General features: G+C 43.4%; 21 protein-coding genes. 10 read left to right on the forward strand and 11 right to left on the reverse strand.

Features of this window, described 5'->3' with window-relative positions; genetic code table 11:
• Nucleotides 1-195 precede the first annotated feature (195 nt).
• Nucleotides 196-1,497 carry a DNA recombination protein RmuC gene (locus ETF27_RS02540; protein WP_130829698.1) on the forward strand — a complete coding sequence of 434 codons (1,302 nt, stop codon included), beginning with the start codon at nucleotides 196-198 and terminating at the stop codon, nucleotides 1,495-1,497.
• A gap of 108 nt (nucleotides 1,498-1,605) precedes the next feature.
• On the opposite strand, the gene ETF27_RS02545 is transcribed toward ETF27_RS02540, so the two are convergent.
• On the reverse strand, nucleotides 1,606-2,343 hold the full coding sequence (locus tag ETF27_RS02545) for a nitroreductase family protein (protein WP_130828498.1): 738 nt from the start codon (nucleotides 2,341-2,343) through the stop codon (nucleotides 1,606-1,608).
• Between the two features lie 93 nt (nucleotides 2,344-2,436).
• On the opposite strand from ETF27_RS02545, the gene ETF27_RS02550 reads away from it, so the two are divergent.
• The 4 genes from ETF27_RS02550 (at nucleotide 2,437) to ETF27_RS02565 (ending at nucleotide 7,799) form a co-directional block, all read left to right on the forward strand.
• Nucleotides 2,437-5,031, forward strand: a complete 2,595-nt coding sequence (locus tag ETF27_RS02550) for an adenosylcobalamin-dependent ribonucleoside-diphosphate reductase (protein WP_130828499.1) — start codon at nucleotides 2,437-2,439, stop codon at nucleotides 5,029-5,031.
• 103 nt (nucleotides 5,032-5,134) lie between these two features.
• A complete protein-coding gene (gene folB / locus ETF27_RS02555; RefSeq protein ID WP_130829699.1) occupies nucleotides 5,135-5,527 on the forward strand; it encodes a dihydroneopterin aldolase in 393 nt (130 codons plus the stop codon).
• Nucleotides 5,528-5,570: 43 nt separating this feature from the next.
• Nucleotides 5,571-6,812 (forward strand): N-acetylmuramoyl-L-alanine amidase family protein, encoded by a 1,242-nt coding sequence (locus ETF27_RS02560; RefSeq protein WP_130828500.1) that lies wholly within the window; start codon nucleotides 5,571-5,573, stop codon nucleotides 6,810-6,812.
• A gap of 6 nt (nucleotides 6,813-6,818) precedes the next feature.
• Complete coding sequence (locus tag ETF27_RS02565) at nucleotides 6,819-7,799, forward strand: MlaD family protein (RefSeq protein ID WP_147785445.1); 981 nt, start codon at nucleotides 6,819-6,821, stop codon at nucleotides 7,797-7,799.
• Between the two features lie 307 nt (nucleotides 7,800-8,106).
• On the opposite strand, the gene ETF27_RS02570 is transcribed toward ETF27_RS02565, so the two are convergent.
• From ETF27_RS02570 to ETF27_RS02590, 5 genes are all read right to left on the reverse strand, one after another.
• A complete protein-coding gene (locus ETF27_RS02570; RefSeq protein WP_147785446.1) occupies nucleotides 8,107-9,270 on the reverse strand; it encodes a MalY/PatB family protein in 1,164 nt (387 codons plus the stop codon).
• Between the two features lie 17 nt (nucleotides 9,271-9,287).
• Nucleotides 9,288-10,136, reverse strand: a complete 849-nt coding sequence (locus ETF27_RS02575; protein WP_147785447.1) for a DUF3737 family protein — start codon at nucleotides 10,134-10,136, stop codon at nucleotides 9,288-9,290.
• 807 nt (nucleotides 10,137-10,943) lie between these two features.
• Entirely contained in the window at nucleotides 10,944-11,333 is a 390-nt protein-coding gene (locus ETF27_RS02580; RefSeq protein ID WP_147785448.1) for a hypothetical protein, read from the reverse strand.
• A gap of 81 nt (nucleotides 11,334-11,414) precedes the next feature.
• Nucleotides 11,415-11,801, reverse strand: a complete 387-nt coding sequence (locus tag ETF27_RS02585) for a hypothetical protein (protein ID WP_147785449.1) — start codon at nucleotides 11,799-11,801, stop codon at nucleotides 11,415-11,417.
• A gap of 156 nt (nucleotides 11,802-11,957) precedes the next feature.
• Complete coding sequence (locus ETF27_RS02590) at nucleotides 11,958-12,410, reverse strand: nucleoside deaminase (RefSeq protein ID WP_147785450.1); 453 nt, start codon at nucleotides 12,408-12,410, stop codon at nucleotides 11,958-11,960.
• 118 nt (nucleotides 12,411-12,528) lie between these two features.
• On the opposite strand from ETF27_RS02590, the gene ETF27_RS02595 reads away from it, so the two are divergent.
• The 3 genes from ETF27_RS02595 to pyrH are packed head-to-tail and all read left to right on the forward strand — an operon-like array spanning nucleotide 12,529 to nucleotide 14,440.
• A complete protein-coding gene (locus ETF27_RS02595) occupies nucleotides 12,529-12,894 on the forward strand; it encodes a YraN family protein (protein ID WP_130828508.1) in 366 nt (121 codons plus the stop codon).
• A 57-nt stretch (nucleotides 12,895-12,951) separates the two neighbouring features.
• The gene (locus tag ETF27_RS02600) at nucleotides 12,952-13,743 is read left to right on the forward strand and encodes a biotin--[acetyl-CoA-carboxylase] ligase (protein WP_147785451.1); all 792 of its coding nucleotides are present in this window, start codon (nucleotides 12,952-12,954) and stop codon (nucleotides 13,741-13,743) included.
• Complete coding sequence (pyrH, locus tag ETF27_RS02605) at nucleotides 13,730-14,440, forward strand: UMP kinase (protein WP_147785452.1); 711 nt, start codon at nucleotides 13,730-13,732, stop codon at nucleotides 14,438-14,440. Before ETF27_RS02600 ends, pyrH begins: the two co-directional genes overlap by 14 nt.
• An 887-nt stretch (nucleotides 14,441-15,327) precedes the next feature.
• On the opposite strand, the gene ETF27_RS02610 is transcribed toward pyrH, so the two are convergent.
• The 3 genes from ETF27_RS02610 to ETF27_RS02620 are packed head-to-tail and all read right to left on the reverse strand — an operon-like array spanning nucleotide 15,328 to nucleotide 17,040.
• Entirely contained in the window at nucleotides 15,328-15,597 is a 270-nt protein-coding gene (locus ETF27_RS02610; RefSeq protein ID WP_130828511.1) for a DUF4834 domain-containing protein, read from the reverse strand.
• 39 nt (nucleotides 15,598-15,636) lie between these two features.
• The gene (pssA, locus tag ETF27_RS02615; protein WP_165444183.1) at nucleotides 15,637-16,332 is read right to left on the reverse strand and encodes a CDP-diacylglycerol--serine O-phosphatidyltransferase; all 696 of its coding nucleotides are present in this window, start codon (nucleotides 16,330-16,332) and stop codon (nucleotides 15,637-15,639) included.
• A 15-nt stretch (nucleotides 16,333-16,347) separates the two neighbouring features.
• Entirely contained in the window at nucleotides 16,348-17,040 is a 693-nt protein-coding gene (locus ETF27_RS02620; RefSeq protein ID WP_147785453.1) for a phosphatidylserine decarboxylase family protein, read from the reverse strand.
• A gap of 133 nt (nucleotides 17,041-17,173) precedes the next feature.
• On the opposite strand from ETF27_RS02620, the gene dnaE reads away from it, so the two are divergent.
• Together dnaE and trxA are read left to right on the forward strand one after the other, a co-directional pair.
• Entirely contained in the window at nucleotides 17,174-20,890 is a 3,717-nt protein-coding gene (gene dnaE / locus ETF27_RS02625) for a DNA polymerase III subunit alpha (RefSeq protein ID WP_147785454.1), read from the forward strand.
• 75 nt (nucleotides 20,891-20,965) lie between these two features.
• Entirely contained in the window at nucleotides 20,966-21,280 is a 315-nt protein-coding gene (gene trxA / locus ETF27_RS02630) for a thioredoxin (RefSeq protein WP_130828514.1), read from the forward strand.
• A gap of 461 nt (nucleotides 21,281-21,741) precedes the next feature.
• Here trxA and tsaE read toward each other — a convergent pair whose 3' ends face one another.
• Both tsaE and porX read right to left on the reverse strand, forming a co-directional pair.
• Complete coding sequence (tsaE, locus tag ETF27_RS02635) at nucleotides 21,742-22,152, reverse strand: tRNA (adenosine(37)-N6)-threonylcarbamoyltransferase complex ATPase subunit type 1 TsaE (protein WP_147785455.1); 411 nt, start codon at nucleotides 22,150-22,152, stop codon at nucleotides 21,742-21,744.
• A 31-nt stretch (nucleotides 22,153-22,183) separates the two neighbouring features.
• A complete protein-coding gene (porX, locus tag ETF27_RS02640) occupies nucleotides 22,184-23,788 on the reverse strand; it encodes a T9SS response regulator signal transducer PorX (protein ID WP_147785456.1) in 1,605 nt (534 codons plus the stop codon).
• Nucleotides 23,789-23,804: the final 16 nt, after the last annotated feature.

Consider the following 23,804-nt stretch of genomic DNA (forward strand, 5'->3'; position numbering starts at 1 on the left):
AAAATCAGAGTTGTGGTTGTTTGCGGATGGCAAGCGAGGCATTCATGACCGGTTAAGACCGTTCGGTGGCAAATTCCGAATAGGGGTTCAAAATTAATTGTGGCAGGGAATATAAAAACAAGAAAGCATGACGAGATGTTTCGGATAATAATGGCTATCTTTGTAGCACATAACAATAAAAAATACAAAGAAATGATGGATATGATGAGTCTTATGGTGGGCTTGGCAATAGGATTGACCATCGCTTACTGTCTGTCGCGAGTTCTGTACGAGAGGCGATTGGGCGAGATGAACCAACGATTGGCAATGTTGAAAAACCAACTGGACACACGGGAAAAAGCCGCGGAGGAGAAAATTGCCACGGAACGCGAATACAACAAGACCTTGCGCGAGGAACTTCAGAAACAAATGGAGGCGAGAAACAAACTCATGCAGGAGGAAATGCAAAACATGGCTTCGAGAATGCTTGAGGAAAGCAGGGAAAAACTTACCACATCGGATAAGGAACGGCTGAACAGCTTGCTCAACCCATTGAAAGAACGACTGGAAACGTTCAGCAAGGCGGTGGAAGACAACAGCAAGGAAAACGCGGGCAACAAGCGAGAGATGAGAACCGTTTTTGAAGAAACACTGAAACGAATGCGCATGGAACAGGAAAACACCGTGAAACTCATGCGAGATGATCATGAACGAGCAGTGAAAGACTTGAAAGAGCAAACGGAAAAGATTGGCAGGGATGCCGCTTCGCTGACCAATGCCTTGAAAGGCAATACGAAGACGCAAGGCGATTGGGGTGAGCTTATTTTGGAAAAGACGCTGGAGGACTGTGGATTGGTGAAGGACGAGCAATACTTTTTGCAAGAGAACTATAAAGACGAGGAGGGAAACAACCTGCGCCCGGATGCCGTCATCAAATTTCCGAATGAGGAAAAGGTCGTGATTGACGCAAAAGTGTCGCTGACTGCCTATCAGGAAGCGTTGAGAACAGAGGAGAAAACCGAAAGAGAAAAACTTTTACGAGCGCATGTCGCTTCCATGAAAAAGCATGTTGATGAGCTGTCGGCGAAGAATTATGAGAAATTGGTCCCGGGTTGCATCGGCTATGTGCTGATGTTCGTTCCCTACGAAAGCGGATTCTCAGCGGCAGTGAAAACCGATGTGGGCATTTTGCAATATGCTTATCGCAAACACATTATTATATTAAGTCCGAGCAATCTGCTGATGGCATTACAACTCACCCACACGCTATGGCAAAACTACCGCTTGAACAAGAATGTGGAAGAGATACTGCGACAATCGAACGATCTTTATGACAAGTTTGTTACCTTTGGCGAGACTTTCGTGAAATTGGGAACCTCCATCCAACGACTTCAAACCGATTATGACAAAGCTCACGCGCAACTCAGCGAGGGAAAAGGCAATATCGTTCGCCGGTTGGAGGGAATGAAACAATTGGGAATAACTCCCAAAAAACAATTACCGGACAAGCTGGGATGAGCTGTGCCCGGTAATAGGTCTTTCGTTAATTCGACAAATGGGAGTGGCTTCTGACTTTATGAATATGAGCAACGAGACTTAGCCTCACGGTTGATAAAACAGAAAACATCAGAGGAAACCTTGTCGCTTCAATGTGGCGAGAAAACTCACCGACATTGACTCGTTGTCTTCCTTTTTGTAGCGGAGGTCGGTGAATACTTGTGCCAAAGTCTCCTTGTTGTTAATCTCCACAAAATGCTTGTTCTCCTCCCGATTCTCCTTTTCAAAATAGAATCGGTCGATGCGCTCCGACGTATAATCCTCATACTTCTCTGCGTGCAGAATGCCCTCGATGGGCAATCGGTCGGTAGGTACGCCCTCTTCTGCCGGCCATCCCACTGTCAGAGTGGCTACCGGCATTACCAATCGAGGCAGATGAAGCGCATTGACAATGGATTCTGAATTATAAATCGTCGTCCCTAAGAAACAAGTTCCCAATCCCTCACTTTCAGCAAGATAAGTGAAAGTTTGACAATAGAGTAGGGCATCGGTGGCAGCATTCATAAACGACAGGAAATTATCATATCCCGGTGTGGCGTTTCGCTCTTCAGCCCATAGGGATGTACGTCTGAAATCAGCACAAAAAGTAAGTAAGCAAGGTGCGTTCTCCACCATCGGCTGATGGAAATGCGCCGGTGCCAATCTGCGTTTGTTTTCCGAATCTGTTGTCATCACTACCGAGTAGAGTTGGAGATTACCCATGGTGGGAGCTCTTTCGGCTTTACTTAATAAATCTTTTAAAAACGTTTCGGAAAGTTCTCTGTCAGAGTACTTTCTAATGGTTCTTCTTTCTTGAATAGTTTTCATCTTTGATAATTTTATGCCACAAAGTTATTGAAAAGTTTTCTATTTCGGAAAACAATTCGTAACTTCGCAATCGATTTATTACAGAAACACCGCATGAAATCAAACAATAATTATTCGTATGAAGAAGCCTTTAAGGCTTCGTTGGAGTATTTTGAAGGCGATGAACTCGCCGCGAGAGTTTGGGTAAACAAGTATGCAATGAAGGACAGCTTCGGCAATATCTTTGAGAAGTCTCCGGAAGACATGCATTGGCGCATTGCCAACGAGATAGCCCGCATTGAGAAAAAATATGCCAACCCAATAAGTGCTCGGGAGATATTCGATTTGCTCGACCATTTCCGTTATATCATTCCTGCCGGTAGCCCCATGACAGGCATAGGCAACAACCATCAGGTGGCATCGCTCTCAAATTGCTTCGTCATTGGGCTGGATGGGGATGCCGATTCCTATGGTGCCATCCTCAGAATAGACGAGGAACAGGTGCAACTCATGAAGCGTCGCGGAGGCGTGGGGCACGATTTGAGTCATGTTCGCCCGAAAGGTTCGCCCGTGAACAATTCTGCACTTACGTCCACGGGGTTGGTACCATTCATGGAACGCTACTCCAACAGCACGCGCGAAGTGGCACAGGACGGACGACGTGGCGCGTTGATGCTCTCCGTCAGCATAAAACATCCCGACTCGGAGGCATTCATCGATGCCAAGATGGAAGAGGGGAAGGTAACGGGTGCGAACGTCTCGGTAAGGATTACGGATGAGTTCATGGATGCTGCCATCAATGACAAACCTTTCGTGCAGCAGTTTCCAATCGACAGCGAGAAACCGTTGTTCGGCAAAGAAATATCAGCCAAGAAACTGTGGGAAAAGATTGTGCACAACGCATGGAAAAGTGCAGAACCGGGCGTGTTGTTTTGGGATACCATCATTCGCGAAAGTCTGCCCGACTGTTATGCCGACTTGGGGTTCAAAACCATTTCCACCAATCCGTGTGGAGAGATTCCTTTGTGCCCATACGACAGTTGCAGGCTGCTGTCCATCAACCTCTATTCCTATGTGATCGATCCGTTTACGGAAAAAGCTCGATTCGACTTCGAAAAGTTCAAGAAACACGTGCGGTTAGCACAACGAATCATGGACGATATCGTTGACTTGGAGATGGAGAAGATCGACATGATAATGACAAAGATAGAGAACGACCCACAAAACGATGAAGTGAAGAACGCAGAACTCCATCTCTGGGAAAAGATAAAAGCCAAGAGTGGTGCCGGACGACGCACGGGAGTGGGAATAACCGCGGAGGGAGACATGATTGCCGCCATGGGATTAACCTATGGAACGAAAGAGGCGACTGAGTTCTCGGTGGAGGTACATAAAACTTTGGCACTGAATGCCTACCGCTCTTCCGTAACGATGGCGAAGGAAAGGGGAGCTTTCGAGATATTCAATGCCGAAAGGGAGGCCAACAACCCCTTCCTCCTGCGCATGAAAGATGAGGATGCGCAGCTCTATGCGGATATACAAAAATACGGACGCCGAAACATTGCCTGCTTAACCATTGCGCCAACGGGAACAACCTCACTGATGACGCAGACCACCTCGGGGATAGAACCCGTCTTCATGCCGGTTTATATGCGCAGAAGAAAGGTAAATCCCAATGATACGGATGTGCATGTGGACTATGTTGATGAAGTGGGGGATTCGTTTGAGGAATACATCGTTTACCATAAGAAGTTCCTGATATGGATGAAGGTGAACGGAATCGATAGCGAAAAGAAATACACACAAGAGGAAATAGATGACTTGGTGAAGCGTTCTCCTTACTATAAAGCCACTGCCAACGATGTGGATTGGCTGATGAAAGTACGCATGCAAGGTGCTATTCAGAAATGGGTGGACCACTCCATCTCGGTAACGGTGAACCTGCCGAGCAACGTTGATGAGTCGTTGGTGAACAAATTGTACGTGGAGGCTTGGAAAAGCGGATGTAAGGGATGCACCATCTATCGCGATGGGTCGCGTTCGGGGGTAATGATTTCCGTTTCAAAGAAGGATAAGAAAGAGAAAGGGACTGATGGAGAAAAGGTGAAAGACCTGAGCTCTGCAGAAGAACGTCATGAACAAATCTGCCAACCGCCTCACGTGGTGGAGGTGCGACCGGAGGTTTTGGACTGCGATGTGGTTCGTTTCCAAAACAATAAAGAGAAATGGGTGGCTTTTGTCGGACTGCTCGATGGCTATCCCTATGAAATCTTCACGGGTCTGCAAGATGATGACGAGGGAATCGTGTTGCCCAAGAGTGTAACAAAAGGAAAAATCATCAAACAGACGAATCCGGATGGCTCGCATCGGTATGATTTCCAGTTCAAGAACAAACGCGGATACAAAACGACGGTGGAGGGACTGTCAGAGAAATTTAATCCGGAGTATTGGAACTACGCAAAGTTAATATCGGGAGTGCTGCGGTATCGAATGCCTATCGATCATGTCATCAACCTTGTCAGCTCTTTACAATTGAAAGACGAGAGCATCAACACATGGAAAAACGGTGTGGAACGCGCACTGAAGAAGTACGTTACGGATGGAACACAGGCTTCCGGACAGAAATGCCCGGTATGTGGTCATGAAACGTTGATTTATCAGGAGGGTTGCCTGATTTGTACGAATTGTGGCGCGTCCCGATGCGGATGAACCGCTACCAAGAAGCAACCATGAATAAACAATATGTCCTCGTATGCCATGTGAGCAGTCTCTCCTTGTTTTACGAGGACATCTATCTAAAAAAGAATTGATGATGCTAAAGTTAAATTCAAGTTATATATATATTAAAGGTGCGCGCTTTCATGCCTATATCGGAGTGGATGAGCAAGAGCAGGTGGTGGGGAACGAATACGTGGCTGACCTTCGGCTGCGTTATCCCATATCCAATGCCATCCTGACAGATGATGTTTCCCACACGATTAACTACGCTGAGGTGTATGATTTGATTCGGAAAGTAATTTCAAGGAAAGCAAAACTGCTTGAACATACTGCAGGGATGATAGTTCAAGAGCTGGGAAGAGCCTTTCCGAAAATAGAAAGCATAGACTTGAAATTAACCAAGCTTAACCCTCCCATGGGAGCAGATTGCGAGGGAGCGGGTGTGGAATTACATTTAATAAATGATAAAACCGAGGATAGACCTTAGGTTTTAATCTGAAAATGCTTACCTTTGCCGATATTAAGACAGTATGAATAAGAAAATATCGTTTCTTTTGGTGCTGAGTTTCTTTTGCGTGCTGACCAAAGTCGGGGCAAAAGGAATATTTACTTTGGTGATTGATGCCGGACACGGAGGACATGACTCCGGAGCCATCGGCGCAATCTCCCAAGAGAAGAATATCAACTTGAACGTTGCATTGGCTTTTGGAAAATACGTTGAGAGAAATCTTCCCGACGTGAAAGTTGTCTATACGCGCAAAAATGATGTTTTCGTGCCATTAAAAGGACGTGCCGACATCGCCAACAGAGCCAAAGCCGATTTGTTCATCTCCGTTCACACGAACTCCATCCCCTCAAATCAGTCTATCTCAGGTTTACAGGTTTATACGTTAGGTATGCACCGAGCGAAAGACAATCTGGATGTGGCTATGCGTGAGAACGGAGTTATCTCCATGGAGAAAAACTATCAACAAACCTATCAGGGTTTTGATCCACGCTCATCGGAAAGCTATATCATGTTCGAATTCTTGCAAACCGCGAACATGGAAAAGAGCGTAAAGTTGGCAAGTCTTATTCAGCGTTCGGTCTGTTCCACTGCCAATCGTGTAGATAAGGGAGTGCATCAGGCCGGATTTTTGGTTTTGAGAGAGACATCCATGCCCAGTTGCCTTATAGAATTAGGATTTATCACATCGGCGGAAGAAGAGAAATTTCTCAATTCGGCTGACGGTATTGATTTAATGGCACGAGGCATTTATGAGGCTTTCGTGGAATATAAGAACATGTACAACGATAAGCTCGTAGTACCCTACCGTCCTGCCAATAACAAAACAATTGCCGTTGATAGGGTCGTTCCTTCCATTCCGAAACAGATTACAAAGGCTTCCGTAAAGCCAAAACTAATCAAACAAAACAGGACTTCTCAAAAGCCCAAACCGGTTACATCCGCAAAGCCTATCGTGAACAAAGCTCCTATTGATGTGTCGGACTCGATTCATCCGGTTTTCAAGGTTCAAATATTCGCGGTTAATAAAAAGCTGCAAGCTGGCAGCGGACATTTCAAAGGACATGATGACATCACTTGCTTCGAAGAAGGAGGCTTATTCAAATATACCATTGGTTCAAGCAACGACTATAACGAGATCTTTCGCTTGCGTAACCAAGTGAGAAGCGACTTTCCACAGGCTTTTGTCATTGCTTTCAAGAATGGTAAGCGCATAGATACGAATACAGCCATCGCAGAATTTACTAAGAACAAGAATAAAAAATAAGAAGATATGAAAAAGTTTCTCACCTCTGAGATAAAGATAGCTCTTGTGGCAGTCGTAGGAATTGTGGTGCTGTTTTTTGGAATGCAGTTCTTGAAAGGGCTCAATCTCTTTTCTTCCGACGTTCGCTATCAAATGGTTTTCCATGATATCAATGGACTTACGCTAACCACACCCATCTATGCAAATGGTTATAAAGTGGGGATAGTGAAAGACATAGAGTACGACTATGAAAACCCGGAGGAGGCAATTAAAGTCAGTGTGGATATTGACAAGGAATTGAAAATTCCGGAAGGCTCAAGAGCGGAAATTGTTGGCGACCTGATGGGAAACATACAAGTAAACCTTATCCTTGGAAAAGGCACGAATTACATTGAGAAGAATGGATTGATAGGCGGCAGCATCAACGAGGGAGCTTTGGGAGATGTGCAAAAGCTGATGCCGACCATTCAGCGAATGTTGCCTAAGATTGACAGCATACTGGCGAACGTGAACAACATCGTTTCCGACCCGGCAATCAAAGGTTCGATGCGCAACGTGAATACAATTACAGCAGACTTAACTACCACAACAAAGCAAATCAATGGATTGTTGGCGCAACTGAATGGTTCGTTGCCCCCACTAACGGGGAAAACGAACAAACTGCTCGACAACTCAAACCAAATGATGGTGAATGCCAATGGAGGAGTTAGCGAGGCACGTACGGCAATTAGAAACGCGAACCTATTGGTGTCAAATATTAACGACAAAGTGAATGCCTTAGACGTGGCTACCACCGTGAACCGTCTCAATACAGCCTTGAATAACGTGAACGAGCTAACGGCAAAACTAAACAACAATCAAGGTTCGTTGGGAATGCTTGTCAACGACCCGACACTATATAATAACCTTAACAATACTTTGCGCAACGTGGATAGTCTTGTCGTAAATCTCAAGGCACATCCCAAGCGATATGTTCATTTCTCCATCTTCGGACGGAAGGATAAGTAAAGAAATAGGTATATTCCCATACCACAAGTTGGTTATGAGTTGAGCGAAAGTTGGCATTTCTCTTAACCCACTCACCGATGTTCCTGTTTCTTTTACGCAAGTTCCTTTTTCTCCTAAACCGCAATCCTTTTATCCATTTATGAGCTTTTGGTTTTTAAAAGTTTAGCTTTTATATTCCAAAAAGCTTAGCTTTTAAAAATCACTTTGCGAGTAGCTGATAATCAATATTTTACGAATTAGGCTGAAACGTCTCTGTTCTTCGTGGCGAATCGTTGCTTTTTTTTGAGAATATAACCCGATGAATCGGTCATTTCAAAACGCGAATTATTCTCTTCAAACCCTCTTCCAATGTTTTGCGCGGGCAGGCAATGTTTATTCTTACATAGCCTTCGCCTGTCTTTTCGCCATACATCGTACCACTGTTTATCAGCACTTTTCCTTCTTTTACTAATTTTTCAGTGAACTGTTCTGAGGTAAGTCCAGACGGTTTGATACTCATCCAAACGAGATAAGTGCCTTCCAATTTCAAAACCTCGTATCCGGGAAGTTCTTTCTCAATGGTGGATTTGAGGAATTGATAATTGTCAAACAAATACCGATTCAGTTCGTCCATCCAGTCCTCACTCTCATTATAGGCAGCTTCTAAGGCATCGATCCCGAAAGGATTGACGTCGCACACTTCAAAAATGTTGATAACGCGCTCCACACGCCTGCGCCATTGGCGGTTGGCACAGACAATATTGGCAATTTGCAATCCGGCAATGTTGAAATTCTTGGTCGGCGAGTTGAGCACAATACAATTGTCGCGACAATCTTCGCTCACTGTGGCAAAAGGTGTGAATTCATTTCCCGGCATGACCAACTCACAATGAATTTCATCGCTTATCACTGCCACATTGTGTTGTTTGCAAATCTCCCACATCCGTGTCAATTCTTCTTTCGTCCATACACGTCCCGCGGGATTATGAGGATTGCAAAGTAGAAAAACCGTTGTCTTCTCATCAGCACATTTCCGCTCGAAATCGTCCCAATCCGCGACGTAAGTGTCACCCTTGCGCTTCAATGGACTTTCTTGCACCTCGCAACCTTGGTTTCTTATGCTCGAGAAGAAGCAGTTGTAAACCGGTGTTTGTATCAACACTTTCTCTCCCGGCATTGCCAAGGCTTTGATAGCCGCGCTTATTGCCGGAATTACTCCGGTGGTGTAAACAATCCATTCCTTTTCTATTGCCCAATTGTGGCGACGTTTAAACCAGCTTGTAATGGCATTATAATAACTATCGGGCACCTTTGCATAGCCAAAAATTCCATGTTTTGCCCTGTCTTCCACCGCTTTCCTTATGGCAGGGGCAGCTTGGAAATCCATGTCTGCCACCCACATTGGAATAACACCGTCTTCTTTCTCGAAATCCCATTTTACGGAGTTGGTACCCCGGCGGTTGATAATGATGTCAAAGTTATATCTTCCCATATTTCAGAGGTTGTGTTTTATCTCGACAAATCGCTGATCACGCAATCTTTTGCTTTTGCAAATTCGTCGTATGTAATCTTACCTATCTTGTCGGCGACAATCTTACCTGACACCGGATTTTTGATTTCAGTGATATTACCTTTTATCTTCGCTTTTATCTTGCGAGAATCCTCGAACGCACGATCACATTCCGCATCGAAAGTGCAGTCCTCAAGCGTAATTCCATCAAGATAGCACAACGGCTGCTCCCCGCTGATGTGGCAACGCACAAGTTTTATGTTCTTACTATGCCATGCTAAATATTCTCCGTTAAGTTCTGAGTCATAAACCGTTACGTTCTCACACTCCCAAAACGAATCTTTTGTGTTGATTTTGGCGTTATGCACTTCTACGTTCTTGCAATATTGAAAAACGTACTTTGCGTCTGAAACCAGTCCATCTACATAAATGTTTTTCGAGAACATGAAAGGATAAGTTCCCTCATGCAACTCTACATTCTTTATTTTTAATCCGTCAACTTTCCAAAAAGTCTCATCCGCATCGGTTATTTTAACGTCTTCAAGTTCCAAATTCTTCATTTCTCGGAAGAATTTCGGTCCGTCAATCACACAGTTTTTCATGATCATGTCTGTGGCATACCAAATTGCCGACCGCGAACCGGGCGCGAAATAGCAATTGGTGATGACGCTTTTATCCACGTGCCACCAAGGATATTTGCCATAAAATCTTGAGTTGTCGCATTCTATGTTCTCGCAGCACTTTATACCTGATTCTCCGTCGGTGATTTCAATGTTTTCCAAACGCACGTTCTTTATTCCGAACAGAGGTCGCTCGCCTCCGAATTTCTTGTCTTTTATGATTTCCATATAGTAGGTTTCTTATTATATTAATGTTCTTATTCCGGCAGTTTGAAAATGAACAGATACCTAAAATAAACAAGATGAATTCTTATTTTTTCTGCTTTCAATTTGCCATACCCATACACTTGAAAGTAACAAAGATAGTGCCAAAACGCCAATTGCTTCAACTTCATTGCGAATTTGTTGTGTTTGGCGACCCATCATGATGCAATAATGTCCTAAATTTTCTTCATCCGTCTGTCGAAAGCTAAGCTTTCACTTTCCAAAAGCTTACCTTTTGAACTGCAAAAGGTCATGAATTGGAATGCAAAAGCTAAGCTTTTAAATCTCAATTAATATCATTCTGATTATCAACAGATTACAAAGCGTTCCTCCAATATGGTTTTTGTAATATAATTTCGTGATGTCGGGCAGGTCGAATGTTCGCTATCAAGCGTCTGCCATACACCACCTGAATGCGATTGGAAATATACGCCATATATGATTAGAGAGAAAGCACGCCAAGTCTTATGATTTATGCGATGTTTCGTGAGTTTTCGAAAAAATATTTAGGACACTATTGGCCATGATGACGTTTTCAAAGCATTGGAACAAGTACCGTTTCACCGAGTGCCAACCATCATTTAACGATAGATGAACTTTCGCAACATGAAAGTTATCTATTTGATTATCAATCATTTGAAAATCTATTAACAATGCCTGTATTTCTCAAGTTTCTTTTCGTTGGTTTTTAAAATTGCAGACATACCCCATTGATACCAAAACAGCCATTCAACAGGAATGAATGGCTGTTGGGGTGAAAATGACTGATGGTTAGAAGAGTTGCGCTATCTTTTCCGCACAGCTGCCTTCGTAGAAATTTATTTTGGTAACGGGCTCATACCGCAGACGATCGTAGCGATATAGCCGGAACACTGCAAACTGCTTGTCGTCGGACACTCCGCCTTCGAGCAGATAATTGCCAAGGCCCGTCTCCTGAAATTGCTCTGACTCTTTCAAATCGCTTTCCAACCGATCGGCGGCGATAGCCAAAACCTTCTCTATCCGCATGCCGACCTCGGCAGTGTACTCTTTCTTGAGAAACTCGATGATGCTCTGTGTGTTGTTATAGACTGCCTTCTTGCTGAAGAATGATTTCTTAATTGATATACGTGGGTCACTTGAGAGTGCACCGCGCATCTGCAAACTATTGATATTTGCCATAATATAAAAATGTGTCTGTTGAATAAAATATTGATAAATTGTACTTTATGTCACGACAAAAGTGTGACAAAAACCAACAATTCAACAAAGCAAACGCCTTAAACGGAAAACAAAATATTCCGCCGAAGGCATCAACATTATCGCACTTGTAGGAGTTGACTGCAATCCGGGATAATGATTATGGAACGCATTTTTAAAGGTGAATGACTGAAAATGGCGACTTGTCTGTTCGCCAGATGCCAACGGGTGGATGGAAACGATCCGCTCCGGGCGTGAATTACAAATGCGGAGAAGCTGCGAAGAGTCTGTGAATGTGGCTTGATGTGTGTCGTGGCTCTGACTGAACGAAAGCCAACGGGCTGTCAAATCACGATCCTCACCGTTGGCTGTCGAGGCATCCGCCTGCTGAATGGCAGTAAATGCCATCAGCAAAAAGAAGAGAACTATATATGCCCAACGATGCTTCATCTTTCATTTTTAATGCTGCAAAGATAAATTAAATTATTGACAGACAAGAAAAAACAGACTTATTTTACTGCTGTTGGTTGAAAACTTTGTACTTTTGTTAAGCAAATTAAAAATCACTATTTATTCAGACAACTGACCGCATCGTGTTACCGGAACTTATCGTTTGCTTTTGAAGAACTGCTGTAAAAGATTCCTGCACTCTTCGGCTAAGACACCTGACGTAACGGTTGCCTTCGGATGAAGTGCATGAGGAGCATAGTCGAGGTATCCCCTCTTCTCATCTTTGCAACCATAGACGATTCGCTTCACTTGTGCCCACCCAAGAGCACCCGCACACATGACACAGGGTTCCAATGTTACATAGAGCGTGCAGTCCTGAAGGTACTTTCCGCCCAATTCGTTGGCGGCAATGGTGATGGCTTGCATCTCCGCATGTGCCGTTACGTCGTTCAACGTTTCCGTAAGATTGTGTGCACGTGCTATAATGCGTTCTCGGCAAACGATAATCGCGCCTACGGGAATCTCTCCTTCTCTATAAGCTTTCTGAGCTTCGGCTAAAGCCAACCTCATGAAAAACTCATCTTTCTTTAATTGCTCCTCTATGCTCATATTGCAAAATTACGTAATTTATTTTGTATTTCAGAAAGAAAATCCTAACTTTGTATGTGCAATTAAATGCCGGATGGCAAATAAAAAAGCCTTGAGAAATCCGATACGATAAGACAAAATGGCACTACATAACGATTTGGGGACATGGGGTGAGGAAATAGCCTGTGAATATCTCCGCCACGGTGGATTTAGAATACTTGATCGCGATTGGAAATATGGTCATCGTGATTTGGATATTGTGGCAATTGAGAACGACGTGTTGGTAATCATTGAGGTGAAAACTCGCAGAAATGAACGATACGCTGACGCGGATGAGGCTGTGAACGCCACGAAAATCAGATCGTTGTCGATTGCTGCCAATGCTTATATCAAGAACCATTGCATGGATAATGAAGTGCGATTTGATATTATCACCATTGTGGGAACTCCCGATACGCGGCACACGCTGCGGCATGTGCGAGATGCTTTTCTGCCTTTTATCTGATTGACTCAGACCAATAACATTCAAAGGCTTTCGACATAAAGTAAGGAAATAAAGAAAATGACTTTATACAAAAAGTTGCTCGATTTGTTTAAGAAACCAAAGCCGGAACGTTCTTCTGCCAAAATTATCCGTTTGGACACTACGGAGAGCACCAATCGTTATCTTCGTGATTATGTTCCGGAAATGGGGGAGGAGATTACGGTAGTGGTGGCCGATTATCAAACCAACGGAAAAGGACAAGGACGTAATTCGTGGGAAAGCGAGAAAGGAAAGAACCTTCTCTTTTCCATCTTGCTTCATCCCAAGGAAGTGCCGGTAGCAAAACAATTTCTCTTGTCGGAATATGGAGCACTGTCATTGAAAGAGGCATTATCCGGCTATATTGATGAAGGCATCTCTCTGAAATGGCCTAACGACATCTATTGGAATGACAAGAAGCTAAGTGGCACGCTCATTGAAACGAAGATAGGAGGGGGAAGAATCAAGGATTGTATCTTTGGCATTGGCTTGAATGTGAACCAAACGGAGTTCAGGAGCGACGCCCCCAATCCGGTATCAATGGCGCAGATTGTGGGTCGGGAGATAGACCGGGATGCGCTTTTGGATAAAATAGTCAGGGCTTTTGAACGTAATTACGAGCTGATTCGCAGTGGAAATTACATCGGTTTAACAGCCCAATATCATGAATCACTCTACCGTTCGAAAGGCTTTTTCCCTTACATCGACTCTGAGGGAGAATTCGAAGGTAGCATAGTCGAGGTGGAGGATGATGGTCATTTGATTTTAAGAGATTCTTCCGGGAGAATAAGAAGTTATGAATTTAAAGAGATAAAGTATGGCAAGATTTAAGAGAATCCTTCTAAAGCTTTCAGGTGAGAGCCTGATGGGAAAACAAGGATATGGCATTGATGCCAACCGTTTGGCAGAATATGCCGAACAAATTAAGGAAGTGCACGAGATGGGTGTACAGATTGGCATTGTTATCGGCGGCGGTAATATTTTTAGAGGTTTAAGCGGTAGTCAAAAAGGCTTTGATAGAGTAAAAGGAGACCAAATGGGTATGTGCGCAACGGTTATCAACTCGTTGGCATTAAGTTCGGCTTTGGGAGCCATAGGAGTGAAGTCTAAGGTGATGACAGCCATCCGAATGGAACCCATCGGGGAATTTTATAATAAGTGGAAAGCCATCGAAGCCATGGAAGCCGGTTACATTTGTATCTTTTCGGGGGGAACCGGAAATCCATATTTTACTACCGATACCGGCTCCAGTCTTCGCGGAATAGAAATTGAAGCGGATGTGATGCTGAAGGGAACGCGCGTGGATGGCATTTATACGGCTGACCCGGAGAAAGACTCTACGGCAAAAAAGTTTACGGAGATAACCTATGATGAAATCTACAATAAAGGCTTGAAAGTGATGGATCTCACTGCTACCACAATGTGTAAGGAGAACCATTTGCCCATCTATGTTTTTAACATGGATGTATTGGGTAATCTGAAGAAAGTGATAGAGGGCGTTGAAATAGGGACATTGGTGCATAATTAATTCCATTGCCCTTATCAATTGTTTTCTTTCTTTTTATACTAATTGCTGCGATGGTGATATTCAATGCAATTAATAGCAGGAAGAAACGTTCAGAAACTAACATGGTAATTGCTTTATCCCAAACCGGTCATTAGAAACTATTTTAGTTCTTGTTTCTAATGACCGTCATTGGAAACATTCAATTGTAGATGTTTGTCATTCAGTAACTTACCAACTAAAAGCCATACGCCGTGAATTCATGTCAATACCTGCCTGTTCGGGAAAGGCAAAAGGCAAGCATATTCTTTATTTTGTCAAGTCATTGAAAACGCGAAAATCCTTTCCGGCTATACGAGAAAAGTTCGACAGTGTCCTAAATTTTCTTCATTCATCTATCGAAAGCTTATCTTTTGCTTTTCAAAAGATAAGCTTTTGCACTGCAAAAGGTCATGGATTGGAGTGCAAAAGCTAAGCTTTTAAATCACAATTAATATCATTCTGATTATCAATGGATTACGAAGTGCGTCTCGGGTGCTGTTTTTGTAATATAATTTCATGTTGATGGTCGGGTCGAATGTGCGCTATCAAGCCGTCTGCCTGCCATCACCTGAATACGGATTGAAGGCATAAGCGGATATGTGTTATTCAACATTGGAGCAAAACACGTCAAGTTGTATGATTTGATGTAACCTTGCGCAGAGACTCAAAAAGTCATTCAGCGCACCACTGGAAAACGATAAAGAATTGCTCACTGCCATACAACACCGAGAAATCCTAATGACCGATTTGGACTTATGGCAATACACAATGCAATAATGCATAGGGGGAAATGAAAAAAGTCGGTCGCTGATTTCAAAAACCAATGTCTTGAAAGTCAATGACCGACCTTTTCTTGTTTTATTAATATTCTAATTGTCTTTTTCTGTTCCTTTTTTGTCCGAAATGGTGAAATCAACGTATTCGCCTTCATCATCCCCAATAACCTGTTTCTTTCGCTGTTCGCTCGAACGTCTGTCTATAATCGTGTTTTTTGTCGTGTGATGGTTATCTGTCCAATCTTCCGGTTTGAATCTTTGCACCTTTCTTCGAATTTGCTTGTAAAAGGCATAGGCTATCCATACGATGGCTATAAAAAATACACCGAATATGAATAATATGAATTTGAAAAGTGCTATCATAGTCAAGAAAATACCAATAGGCTCAAAATTTTGTTTCCGCTACTTCTGAATGAATATGGAAAGAGCCACGTACCATGCGATGATAATGGCAAACGATACTATTCCAAAGATTAAAATCAACGGGATGCAGGTGAGCAGGAAGATGTATTTCACTTCATTTCCTTTCCAGTTCCATTGCTTAAACTTCAAGGCGAACATGGGAATTTCGCATGTCATCAACCGAGAACAGATTGCTATTCCCATAAGCACCAAGAAAGGCATCCATGAATAGCTTTCCATCCATTCTCCAACGCCTACAATCAGAGAACCCCAAAATAAGGCGTTGGCAGGTGTGGGTAAACCTATGAAGCCTAAGGCCTGGCGTTCGTCAAGATTGAATTTGGCAAGTCGAAGGGCGGAAAATGCTGTCATGATATACGCCACGAAAGGCAATACAAAGCGAAAGCGTTCCAAAATGTCGGGATACTCCATGATTTGGAGTTCATAGAAAACCATGGTGGCAGGTGCTACTCCGAACGTAACGATGTCTGCCAATGAATCCAGCTCCTTTCCAATGGGTGAACTCACGTGCAATAATCGTGCGCTCATGCCATCGAAGAAGTCAAATACAGCTCCCATGATTATCCATACGAATGCCATCCGTATGTTTCCGCCGAATGCGAAAGCGGTGGCAATACATCCGGAGATGAGATTGCAACAAGTGATACTATTTGGAATATGTTTCTTCAATGCCATTTTGTTTTGTCTTTTCTATGGTAGCTTTGCCAGAACTGTCAGGTTGCCGGTTATGGATTGCCCCATCTTTACGCAAACCTCTGAGCCAATGGGAAGAAAAACATCAACGCGACTTCCCAATTTGATAAAACCAAGATGCTCGTCAATGTAGCAATCTTCTCCTTCTTTTGCGTAAGTAACAATTCTGCGTGCAACGGCACCGGCTATTTGCCGGCAAAGCACTTCGTGTCCATCGGGAGTTTTCAGCATAATGTCAGCGTGTTCGTTTTCCTCACTTGCTTTCGGAAGCCATGCTTTGTGAAAGTTTCCATTGAAATGCTTGACGAATTTTACTACTCCATCTACGGGAAACCAATTGGCATGTACATTCCATAGACTCATAAAAATAGAAATCATCAATCTTTTCTCGTGAAAGTATTTGTTTTCTTCCACCTCTTCTATTACCACGATATGACCGTCTGCAGGCGCGACGACAACTTTGTCGGTGTCCTCATTTGGAAAATACCTGATGGGGCATCGATAGAAATTTAAGACAACGCAATATATGGTAACAAATACGACGCTGAATATCCAAAATGGGATTTTCGAATCAACACCAAACCACAAAAGTAGAGCAACAAGCACTACACCTATTCCTCCGTATAAAATTTGATCTGTTCCCTCGTGGTGTATTCTTACTTTTTTGAGTTTCCTCTTTATTTTTCCCATGGTTGAGATTCGTATTTTTTCTGCTTGCAAAGTTAATTCTTTTTTGTTGCTCCTACAAATTTTTAGCTTCATTCTTTTGGTTATGTCAGCTTTTCATCGTAACTTTGAAACTCAAAATCCGCAATGCGTAAAAATGGAAAATTACATACACTTACACGTTCATACCCACTATTCAATACTTGATGGACAGTCGAAAGTTCCCTATTTGGTTGATAAAGCAGTAAAAGACGGGATGAAAGGAATGGCGATCACCGATCATGGTGCCATGTTCGGTATCAAGGAGTTTTCCGATTATTGCATTCAGATTAACAAGGAACGAAAGAAAAAGGGAGAAGAGCCTTTCAAACCCATTTTCGGTTGCGAGATGTATGTCGCAAGAAGGCGGAAAGAGGATAAAGTAAAGGAGATGCACGACAACTCCGGTTATCATCTCGTTGTTTTGGCAAAAAATTACACCGGCTACAAAAACCTTATCAAGTTGGTGTCGCGCTCGTGGGTGGACGGATATTATTACCGACCGAGAACCGATCGTTCCGACCTTGAGAAATATCATGAGGGGCTGATTGTCTGTACCGCTTGCATTGCGGGAGAAGTGCCTAACAAAATAATCCATGATGATATGGCGGGAGCTCGCGAGGCATGTGAGTGGTATCACCGAGTTTTTGGGGATGATTTCTATCTCGAATTACAGCGACACGAGGTGAAAGACCCGAATTTAATTGCCAATCGTGAGGCATTCCCGCTTCAGCAAAAAGCAAATCGCGTGCTTTTGCAGTTTGCCGAGGAATATGGTATAAAGTATGTTTGCACCAACGATTGCCATTTTGAGGATAAGGAAACCGCAGAGGCTCACGATCATTTGCTTTGTTTGTCAACGCAGGAAGACTTGAACGACCCCAAACGTATGCGTTATTCCAAACAGGAATGGTTCAAGACTCAAGCGGAAATGAATGAAGTGTTTGACGACCTTCCGCAGGCATTGGCAAATACCATGGAAATTCTGAATAAGGTAGAGATTTATAATATTGATAGTGGACCTATCATGCCTTTCTTTCCCATTCCCGAAGATTTCGGAACGGAAGCGGAATGGGAGAAGAAATTTTCCAAAGCAGACCTCTATCGCGAGTTTACCACAGATGAAAATGGCGAAAACCCTCTCTCCGCCGAGCAAGGGAAAGCCGTTATCGAGCGGTTGGGAGGCTACGAGAAGATTTACCGTATAAAGTTTGAGGCGGATTATCTGGCAAAACTTGCTTACGATGGCGCGAAACGAGTTTATGGAGACCCCATACCCGAAGATGTGCAGACGCATATCCGTTTTGAATTGCACGTCATGAAGACTATGGGCTTTCCCGGTTATTTTCTCATCGTTCAGGACTTTATCAACGCTGCTCGAACCAAACTCGGCGTAATGGTGGGTCCGGGACGTGGCTCGGCTGCAGGATCGGTAGTCGCTTATTGTTTGGGTATCACTAAGATAGACCCTTTAAAATACGACTTGCTGTTCGAACGCTTCCTTAATCCCGACCGTGTGAACCTTCCTGATATAGATACTGACTTCGATGATGACGGACGTGGCAAGGTGTTGCAATGGGTAATGGATAAGTATGGCGCGGAAAACTGTGCGCACATCATTACTTACTCCACCATGGCGACGAAGAATTCCATCAAGGATGTGGCGCGTGTGGAAGGCTTACCTTTGGAAGTGTCGAACAATCTCTGCAAGGCTATTCCCGACCGTTTGCCGGATAACTTGAAAATGAACCTGAAAAATTCTATCAAGTGTACGCCACGGTTGCAAGAAGCCGAGATAAGCGAGGATGTGCGGGAACGTAACACCATAAAATATGCCAAGATGCTGGAGGGAACCATTCGCGGAACGGGAATTCATGCCTGCGGATTTATTATCTGTCGCAATCCTATCAGCGACTGGGTGCCTGTGTCCACAGCTACCGATCCTGACTTTCCTGACCAGAAAGTGCCTGTAACCCAATACGATGGGCACGTTATTGAAAGTACCGGACTTATCAAAATGGACTTTTTGGGCTTAAAAACACTATCGGAAATCAAGGAAGCCTGCAAGGTTATTAAGCAGACAACGGGAGATGTTGTTGATATTGACAATATTCCCATTGATGATGATCTTACCTATCAGCTCTATCAACGGGGGCAAACTATCGGCACTTTTCAGTTTGAATCGGCAGGTATGCAGAAATATTTGCGCGAGTTACATCCCACCGTTTTCGAGGATTTAATTGCCATGAACGCACTTTATCGCCCCGGACCGATGGATTACATACCCGATTTCATCAAGCGAAAAAATGATCCTTCTTTGGTGAAATATGATATTCCCTGCATGGAGAAATATCTCAAGGATACTTACGGAATCACGGTCTATCAGGAACAGGTGATGCTCCTCAGCCGACAGTTGGCAAATTTTACGCGTGGAGAAAGCGATGCCTTGCGTAAAGCAATGGGAAAGAAGAAAAAAGCCATTGTTGATGCCATGAAACCGAAGTTCATCGAGCAAGGTACCAAGAACGGACACGACCCTCAAATACTTGAGAAAATATGGACCGACTGGGAAAAATTTGCCAGTTATGCTTTTAATAAGTCGCACGCCACTTGTTATTCATGGGTGGCTTATCAAACAGCCTACCTGAAGGCGCATTATCCCGCTGAATTTATGGCGGCTCTGATGACGCGCCGTTTTAGTCAGATTACGGAAATAACGAAGCTCATGGAGGAGTGTAAGGCTTTGAAAATAGCGACACTCGGACCCGATGTGAACGAGAGTAGGATGGAATTTGGCGTGAATGGGAAAGGGGAGATACGTTTCGGACTTTCCGCAATTAAGGGGATGGGAACCGGTGCGGCACAAGCCATCGTAAGAGAGCGTGAGGCAAACGGTCCCTACAAAGACATTTTCGATTTCGCGGAACGTGTGGATTTGTGCAATGTCAATAGAAAGGCTTATGAAAGTTTGGCCTATAGTGGTGCCTTCGATAGTTTTGGATTGCAGCGTGAGCAGTTTTTCGGCGTGAATGCCAAAGGCGTGCTGTTCCTTGATACACTTGTCAGATACGCGCAACTTTACCAGCAAGAGAAATCGCAACAACAAAATTCGCTCTTTGGAGGGTTGAATGCCGTGGCAGTAACTCATCCTCAAATTCCCAAAGGTGAGAAATGGCCAACGATAGAGAAACTCAATCGAGAGAGAGATTTGGTGGGTATCTATCTTTCGGCTCATCCCTTGGATGAATACAGCGTAATTTTAAATCATTTGTGCAACACTCATGCGGTGGAAATATCTCGCAACGCAGATTTCGAGGAGCTTTCAAAACGCGATGAAATTACGTTTGGTGGTATTATCACTGCTGTTAATGAGCGCTTTTCTCAAAAAACCGGGAAACCCTTTGGGTTTGTTACAATAGAAGATTTTGAAGGTTCCGGAGAATTGGCACTCTTTGGCGATGACTGGGCACGGTGGAACGGATTGATGAAGGAGAACTACACCATTTTTGTTACTGCAAAATGTCAGCCCCGTTATCGCAACAGCAATCTGTTTGAGCTTAAAGTTCAAAATGTAGAGCAATTATATGATGTGAAGGAACATCGTCTGCAACGTATTACCATTGCCATGGACGCATTGTCAGTAAACGAGTCCACGGTGTCAGAGCTGTCATCTTTGGTTGAAAATAATCCGGGAAGCACGCAACTTTACATCACCTTGCGCACTCCACAGCAAACCACCGTGATGCTTCACAGCAAAAACAGAGGCATAAACGTGGATAAGAGACTCTTGGATTTCTTGGATGTCGCTGAAAATATGGAGTATTTTATTAATTAAAAGTGAACTTTTGGCATACTATTTGAAAGATAATCTAAACAATAAATACATTATCCAATAAAACATAGAAACAAAATGGAAGTAGAAATTACAAGTCAAAATTTTGAGAGTTACAAGAATGGTGAACTACCCTTGGTGGTTGATTTGTGGGCAACTTGGTGTGGACCTTGCAAAATGGTGGGTCCCATCATTTCAGAGTTGGCAAACGATTATGATGGAAAGATAGTTGTGGGGAAATGTGATGTGGAAGAGAACGATGATCTTGCCATAGATTTCGGTGTACGCAACATTCCTACCATTCTTTTCTTCAAAGGCGGAAAGTTGGTAGATAAGTTCGTGGGAGCGGCTTCTAAGGCTGTGCTTGATGAGAAGTTCAAAGCTCTTCTCTGATTGACAATAAAGAGATATAAAAAAATGGCGTAGCCTCATTCTCAGCTATGCCATTTTTTTGTAATCATTTTAAATTCGCCATAAATCCACCACTCTTCTTACTCGTTGTTTTTATGGCAGAATACGGCAATTCTTCTTTTTTTTCATGCGAAAAGCAGGATGATTTTAGAGTGTCTATAATCCGCTGATATTTAGTTGTTTATGACTTGCTTTTTAAAAGCTAAGGTTTTGCACTGCAAAAGCTTAGCTTTTGTGTTGTAAAAGCTTAGCTTTTAAAAGGTGAAACCTAAGCTATTGCAAATCGGAGGCTGATTTCATTTCTTTCCTCTTATTTTCTCAAGCGAAGAAAAGGGGTTTGGCGAGTTTTACGTTTCTTTGGAAATTGACCATAATGGGGCGAAGAAATTGCGAGGACCGGGCAGCATTCATGAATTCCTATTTTCGGTTGCGGTTGCTTTTTGCTAAAAACTTACTACGCGGCTGCCCCCTTTTTGTTCCTCGATTCTTACCTTGACGGCATTTTCCGGCAAGAGTTCTTCTATGAGTTCGGGCCATTCCAACAAACATAAGTTTCCGCTATAGAAATAGTCTTCATAGCCCATGTCATAAACCTCCTCAAGTTTTTTTATGCGATAGAAATCGAAGTGATAGATGGGGTTGTCTTCTCCATCGGTGTATTCATTTACAATGGCAAATGTGGGCGACGTGATTACATCGGTTACGCCCAATGTCTCGCATACGGCTTTGATGAAAGTGGTCTTTCCCGCACCCATCTTTCCATAGAAAGCGAACACCTTGTTTTTGCCAATATTTTCGATAAATGTCTTTGCTGCCTCTTGGATGGTATCGAGGCTTTTTATTTGAATTTCCATTTTGTTTGTTTTTATGTTCTTTTCTGTTGTTTTATCTTTTTCTCGGCGTGAGTGTGATGAGTGGAATCATCATTTCCTCCATGGATATGCCTCCGTGTTGGAAAGTATCTTTGTAATAAGATACGTAGTAGTTGTAATTGTTCGGATAAGCGAAAAAGTCATCTCCGGTGGCGAATACATAGCTTGTGCTGATGTTGGGCGAAGGCAATTGCACCTTTTCCGGGTCTTTGATGGTGAGCACCTCTTTGGCATCATAACTGAGGTTCTTGCCGAGTTTGTAGCGCAAGTTGGTGTTCGTGTTCCTGTCGCCTATGATTTTCACCGGTTTGGTTGTACGGATTGAACCGTGGTCAGTGGTTAGAATGATTTTATAATCAGAGTTTGCCAACTCCTTGAAGATGTCCGACAGGATGCTATGTCGAAACCAACTCAGCGTGATGGAGCGGTAAGCACTTTCGTTACTTGCCAACTCGCGAATCATTTTCATCTCCGTCCGAGCATGAGAAAGCATGTCTATGAAATTAACCACAAGTACGTTAAGGTCGTTGTGCTTGAGGTTGTTGAACTGTTGCATGAATTTCTCCGCCCCATTCGAGTCGTTTATCTTGTTGTAGGAGAATTTGTCGTGTCGGCGGTAACGATCAATCTGTGTCTGAATGAGCGGACCTTCATTGAGATTTTTTCCCTCTTCCTCGTCTTCATCCACCCATAGGTCGGGGAACATTCGGGCAATTTGCAACGGCATCAGACCACTGAAGATGGCATTGCGGGCGTATTGTGTTGCAGTGGGCAGGATGGACATGTACAAATCTTCATCAATGTCGAATCTATCACCTATTTCTTCAGAAAGGACTCTCCACTGATCGAACCTGAAGTTATCCATTACGATTAAGAAAACTTTATTTCCGGCATCTATCATGGGGAACACTCTCGACTTGAATATCTCCGGACTCATCAGGGGACGTATGTCCTCTCCTTCATTGCTTGCTCTGCTAATCTTTTGAAACTTGCCGTTTGAAGTCATCCCTCTCTGTTCTACCCAATCATGATAATGCTTTGCTACGAATTTGGCAAAACCATTGTTGGCGTCCTCTTTTTGCATTTTTAGCATTTCAGACATATCGCTGCCTGTGCTGCTGAGTTCCAATTCCCATTTCACCAACTTTTTATATACACTTTTCCAATCGTTGAAATTTTTGCAATCGCTGATTTGCATTGCGATTTGCCTGTATTCCTGTTGATAACTGCTTTGCGTTACCTCCGTAACGATTTCTTTTCGGTGAATATTCTTTTTAAGAGTAAGAAGTATCTGCATGGGATTGACAGGCTTTATCAGATAATCTGCAATCTTTGAGCCTATGGCCTGCTCCATGATATTTTCCTCCTCGCTCTTGGTTACCATGACTACGGGCGTGGCTGGTTGTGTTTCTTTGATTTGTTGCAAGGTCTCCAATCCGGAAAGTCCGGGCATTTGTTCATCGAGGAGAACAAGGTCGAAAGTCTGGGTTTTGCAATATTCTATGGCGTCAGTACCGTTGCTTACCGTGATCACTTCGTAACCTTTGTTCTTCAGAAAGATAATATGAGCCTTGAGGAGTTCTATTTCGTCGTCAATCCAAAGTAATAATCCGTTCATATGGTCTGTGTTGTAT

It is taken from the genome of Prevotella brunnea, assembly GCF_008016795.1.
GTDB classification, from domain to species: Bacteria; Bacteroidota; Bacteroidia; order Bacteroidales; family Bacteroidaceae; genus Prevotella; species Prevotella brunnea.

Excerpts from the sequence above, each read along its gene's own strand:
- ETF27_RS02540 (WP_130829698.1), top strand. The coding sequence starts at position 196 with ATGGATATGATGAGTCTTATGGTGGGCTTGGCAATAGGATTGACCATC.
- ETF27_RS02545 (WP_130828498.1), bottom strand. The coding sequence starts at position 2,343 with ATGAAAACTATTCAAGAAAGAAGAACCATTAGAAAGTACTCTGACAGA.
- ETF27_RS02550 (WP_130828499.1), top strand. The coding sequence starts at position 2,437 with ATGAAATCAAACAATAATTATTCGTATGAAGAAGCCTTTAAGGCTTCG.
- folB (WP_130829699.1), top strand. The coding sequence starts at position 5,135 with ATGCTAAAGTTAAATTCAAGTTATATATATATTAAAGGTGCGCGCTTT.
- ETF27_RS02560 (WP_130828500.1), top strand. The coding sequence starts at position 5,571 with ATGAATAAGAAAATATCGTTTCTTTTGGTGCTGAGTTTCTTTTGCGTG.
- ETF27_RS02565 (WP_147785445.1), top strand. The coding sequence starts at position 6,819 with ATGAAAAAGTTTCTCACCTCTGAGATAAAGATAGCTCTTGTGGCAGTC.
- ETF27_RS02570 (WP_147785446.1), bottom strand. The coding sequence starts at position 9,270 with ATGGGAAGATATAACTTTGACATCATTATCAACCGCCGGGGTACCAAC.
- ETF27_RS02575 (WP_147785447.1), bottom strand. The coding sequence starts at position 10,136 with ATGGAAATCATAAAAGACAAGAAATTCGGAGGCGAGCGACCTCTGTTC.
- ETF27_RS02580 (WP_147785448.1), bottom strand. The coding sequence starts at position 11,333 with ATGGCAAATATCAATAGTTTGCAGATGCGCGGTGCACTCTCAAGTGAC.
- ETF27_RS02585 (WP_147785449.1), bottom strand. The coding sequence starts at position 11,801 with ATGAAGCATCGTTGGGCATATATAGTTCTCTTCTTTTTGCTGATGGCA.
- ETF27_RS02590 (WP_147785450.1), bottom strand. The coding sequence starts at position 12,410 with ATGAGCATAGAGGAGCAATTAAAGAAAGATGAGTTTTTCATGAGGTTG.
- ETF27_RS02595 (WP_130828508.1), top strand. The coding sequence starts at position 12,529 with ATGGCACTACATAACGATTTGGGGACATGGGGTGAGGAAATAGCCTGT.
- ETF27_RS02600 (WP_147785451.1), top strand. The coding sequence starts at position 12,952 with ATGACTTTATACAAAAAGTTGCTCGATTTGTTTAAGAAACCAAAGCCG.
- pyrH (WP_147785452.1), top strand. The coding sequence starts at position 13,730 with ATGGCAAGATTTAAGAGAATCCTTCTAAAGCTTTCAGGTGAGAGCCTG.
- ETF27_RS02610 (WP_130828511.1), bottom strand. The coding sequence starts at position 15,597 with ATGATAGCACTTTTCAAATTCATATTATTCATATTCGGTGTATTTTTT.
- pssA (WP_165444183.1), bottom strand. The coding sequence starts at position 16,332 with ATGGCATTGAAGAAACATATTCCAAATAGTATCACTTGTTGCAATCTC.
- ETF27_RS02620 (WP_147785453.1), bottom strand. The coding sequence starts at position 17,040 with ATGGGAAAAATAAAGAGGAAACTCAAAAAAGTAAGAATACACCACGAG.
- dnaE (WP_147785454.1), top strand. The coding sequence starts at position 17,174 with ATGGAAAATTACATACACTTACACGTTCATACCCACTATTCAATACTT.
- trxA (WP_130828514.1), top strand. The coding sequence starts at position 20,966 with ATGGAAGTAGAAATTACAAGTCAAAATTTTGAGAGTTACAAGAATGGT.
- tsaE (WP_147785455.1), bottom strand. The coding sequence starts at position 22,152 with ATGGAAATTCAAATAAAAAGCCTCGATACCATCCAAGAGGCAGCAAAG.
- porX (WP_147785456.1), bottom strand. The coding sequence starts at position 23,788 with ATGAACGGATTATTACTTTGGATTGACGACGAAATAGAACTCCTCAAG.